This is a genomic window from Nitrincola sp. A-D6 (assembly GCF_000764495.1).
Classification (GTDB): Bacteria; Pseudomonadota; Gammaproteobacteria; order Pseudomonadales; family Balneatricaceae; genus Nitrincola.
Map to the genome: position 1 here is coordinate 1 of NZ_JRLB01000051.1, position 3206 is coordinate 3206.

Consider the following 3206-nt stretch of genomic DNA (forward strand, 5'->3'; position numbering starts at 1 on the left):
TGTGCTTGGCGAGTCTCAGCACAGAAGGGTAATAGCCGTAAGCCGTCATAACGTGCAGAAAAGAACAAACGCACAAATGATTTGAATACTTCAATAACCAGGAAGGCATTCAGAAAGAGTGATTGTACTGTGCTCATTTCACCCAGCTCGCCAATTAAGAACAGCGCAATACTGTAACCCACAACCCAGGCCAGCAGGATAGTCAGTAAATCCACCAGCAGGGCGCCCAGAACAATGATCAGTCGCGATATCAGTCGAGCGGCACCTGGCCTGGTGCTGACCAGGTTATCGGCATAACGGAACAGTGGCATAGCCAGCTTACGTAAAATATAGTAACTGATCAGCGTGGCAATAATGACGTAGAGAAAGTTAAGGACATAGGGCAGCATCAGCTGCCAGTCACTATTCCCCAGTTCGGTGATGACTGCAAAGGCTCTAGCATTTGTTGTGTCATCTGCTGTGCAAAGGCTTGAGTTGTGTCGGCAATCTGGCGAATCAGGGAAGCCTGCGATGCTTCTGCCGCCTCGGCATTTTCCGGGTTAGCAAGTGAGCGCAGTTCACTGATAAGCTGATCCCGAGTCTCCGGGTTTTCCAGCAGGTCGGCCAGTAATGTGCTTGAAGGTGGACTATTTGCCGAATCAGTTGTATCACTTGCTTCCTGGGCGAACACAGGGGCAGTGAAACCGGCAATTAACAGTAAAAAATAAACCAAAAAAATACGTATAAGTGGAGTTTGTGATGTCAGCATAAAACCCTGCATTATCCGGTAATTCTGACCCGCTTGGTGGACACGGGTGCTGCATTTTCTACTTGATTACGCTCAGCACGTGTTTTCAGTTTAGTATCAATAATATTTTTTAGGGCAATTAGCAATCCCATACCGACAAAGGCTCCAGGAGGCAGTGCCGCAAACAGGAAACCTCGGTAGTCCTCAATCAGCGTAATCTCCCAACTGCGAGCTAAATCTCCGAATAACAGATGCATGTTACTGAACAAGGTGCCAGCACCCAGTGCTTCACGCATAGCGCCCAGCAGCATTAACACCAGCGTAAAACCCACTCCCATCATCAGGCCATCAGTTACAGCGGCTGGCACTGGATTGCGCGAGGCGAAGGCATCAGCGCGCCCCATAATGGCACAGTTGGTGACGATCAGCGGGATGAAAATGCCCAAAATCAGATAGAGTTCGTAGGTGAGTGCCTGCATCAGCAGTTCTATAGCGGTGACAAAGGCGGCAATGATCATAACAAAAATTGGCAAACGAACCGCTTCGGGTACCAGGCGGCGAAACAGGGATACTGTCAGGTTAGACCCTACCAATACGACAGTAGTCGCCAGGCCCAGGCCTATGGCATTGACAACACTACCGGTAACAGCCAATAGAGGACACAGGCCGAGGAGCTGTACAAGAGCGGGATTGTTGTGCCACAGACCGTCCAGGATGATTTTTTTGTACTCAGGACTCATGTGAATCACCTCGCTCGATGGTGTTTTCGATAGTGTCAGGAGGTAGATTAAACGGCGTTAAAATTTGATTTTTACGCTGTTCATAGTAGCGCAGAACCGCCGCTACCTGTCTGACAATAGCACGCGGCGTAATGGTTGCACCGGTAAACTGATCAAACTGCCCACCATCTTTGCGCACCTTCCAGCGGCGGTCTTCCTCGCCGAGCCAGCGCTGATCATTAAAACTCAGGATCCAGTCTGATTTATCCAGTTCAATTTTATCACCCAGTCCGGGTGTTTCCCTGTGCCCTATGACTCTGACACCCGCCACGCGACCATCACGCCAGACTCCCACCAACAGATTTATATCACCACTATAGCCTCTGCGGTGGTGACTGGCAGGATCACCGCTTCAACACGGCCATCAACAAGGCTCTGGAATACCTGGATAGGTTGTGTCATACCCAGTTCCGGTGCAGGCACTTCCACAATCTGTAAGTGCAGGTTGGGGTCCAGTTGCTGCGGCAAAATCTCATAGAGAGCCCGCGCCTGATGGGCTTCTCTGTTAGCGGCAATACGCTCCTGAGTTGCTACTTGGGTAATAGCGATCAGACCAGCGGTCACGGCGGCAAAAATGGCAATGCCCAGGGTGTTGCGACGAATACTGGAGAGTAGATCCTGCATGCTACTGGCCTCCGCCTATACCACGTTTAGGCCGCCGATGCCCATAACTGCGTGGCTGGGTGTAGTGGTCTATGAACGGTGCTGACAAATTCATCAACAAAATGGCAAAGGCTACGGCATCCGGGTAATTACCCAAGTGCGTATGACATAAACAAACAGCCCAACACCGATACCAAACACTACCTTGCCGCGATTACTTGAAGCGCAGGACACTGGATCAGTAGCGATGAAAAAGGCGCCCATCATGGTAGCTCCAACACCGATATGTACAAACGGGTCAGCAAAGTTTGAAGGGTCACCGGCATAGAAAAGGCTAGAAAGCAGGAATAGCGTACCAATCATGGCAAAAGGTGCGTGCCAGGTGATCACTTTGCGGTAGATCAGAAAGATACCACCCATCATCCAGGCCGCACTGATGCTGTACCAGGCGAATACGCCTTGACTAAGTACCTCAGAACTTCGCCACACCTCTTCAGTGGTCATACCTGCCCGGTGTTTGAGCACTTCCAGCGGTGTTGCGCCGGTATAGCTATCGATCAAACTATGGTCCACTGAGGTGAAAATGATCCGCAGGGTTTCACCCAGATGGGTCAGGGCGGACCAGTCATTATCAATAAGTACAAAAGGCGCATTCCATTGGCTCATCTCCACTGGAAACGAGATCAGTAGCAGGGCATAGGCAATCATGGCGGGATTAAAAGGATTATTTCCCAGACCACCGTATAGGTGTTTGGCAATCACGATGGCGGTAAACACGCCAATGACAATAATCCACCAGGGTGCAAAAGGCGGAATGGCCAGTGCCAGAAGCACTGCGGTGACCAGTGCACTGCCATCTCTGAGGAAAAAGCCCAATGGGCGTTTGCGTAGTCGCAGACAAGCAGCCTCAAACACCAATGCACAGCTACAGGCCAGTAGTAGTTGAATCAGGCTTCCCCAGCCAAAGAAAACCGTTAGTGCAAGTAATGCAGGGAGTGTCGCCAGCAGTACCAGACGCATCACCCGGTCGGTGGCGTTGGCTTTGGAAACATGTGGTGAGCTCAGGTGAATCAGTGCCATCAGTTCTGCTCTCCTGC

At 50.9% G+C, this 3206-nt stretch carries 4 protein-coding genes and 2 pseudogenes; all 6 read right to left on the reverse strand.

Translation table 11 applies throughout. The features are described from left to right. A pseudogene (locus LH51_RS09355) lies at positions 1 to 389 on the reverse strand (mechanosensitive ion channel protein MscS); the annotation flags it as partial. Further along, positions 389 to 748 (reverse strand): hypothetical protein, encoded by a 360-nt coding sequence (locus LH51_RS09360; RefSeq protein WP_144244232.1) that lies wholly within the window; start codon positions 746 to 748, stop codon positions 389 to 391. The gene LH51_RS09360 and the pseudogene LH51_RS09355, both read right to left, overlap by 1 nt. 11 nt (positions 749 to 759) lie before the next feature. Further along, positions 760 to 1467, reverse strand: coding sequence for an electron transport complex subunit E (locus tag LH51_RS09365; RefSeq protein WP_036521817.1), 708 nt, complete (start codon positions 1465 to 1467; stop codon positions 760 to 762). Continuing rightward, positions 1457 to 1801 carry an RnfABCDGE type electron transport complex subunit G gene (locus LH51_RS21405; protein ID WP_235263641.1) on the reverse strand — a complete coding sequence of 115 codons (345 nt, stop codon included), beginning with the start codon at positions 1799 to 1801 and terminating at the stop codon, positions 1457 to 1459. Before LH51_RS21405 ends, LH51_RS09365 begins: the two co-directional genes overlap by 11 nt. An 8-nt stretch (positions 1802 to 1809) precedes the next feature. Then, on the reverse strand, positions 1810 to 2130 hold the full coding sequence (locus tag LH51_RS21410) for a hypothetical protein (RefSeq protein ID WP_081960762.1): 321 nt from the start codon (positions 2128 to 2130) through the stop codon (positions 1810 to 1812). A 1-nt stretch (position 2131) separates the two neighbouring features. Beyond that, positions 2132 to 3189 (reverse strand): annotated as a pseudogene (gene rsxD, locus LH51_RS09375) (electron transport complex subunit RsxD). Positions 3190 to 3206 lie beyond the last annotated feature (17 nt).

Coding starts and splice junctions, on each gene's coding strand:
- LH51_RS09360 (WP_144244232.1), bottom strand. CDS start 748: ATGCTGACATCACAAACTCCACTTATACGTATTTTTTTGGTTTATTTT.
- LH51_RS09365 (WP_036521817.1), bottom strand. CDS start 1,467: ATGAGTCCTGAGTACAAAAAAATCATCCTGGACGGTCTGTGGCACAAC.
- LH51_RS21410 (WP_081960762.1), bottom strand. CDS start 2,130: ATGCAGGATCTACTCTCCAGTATTCGTCGCAACACCCTGGGCATTGCC.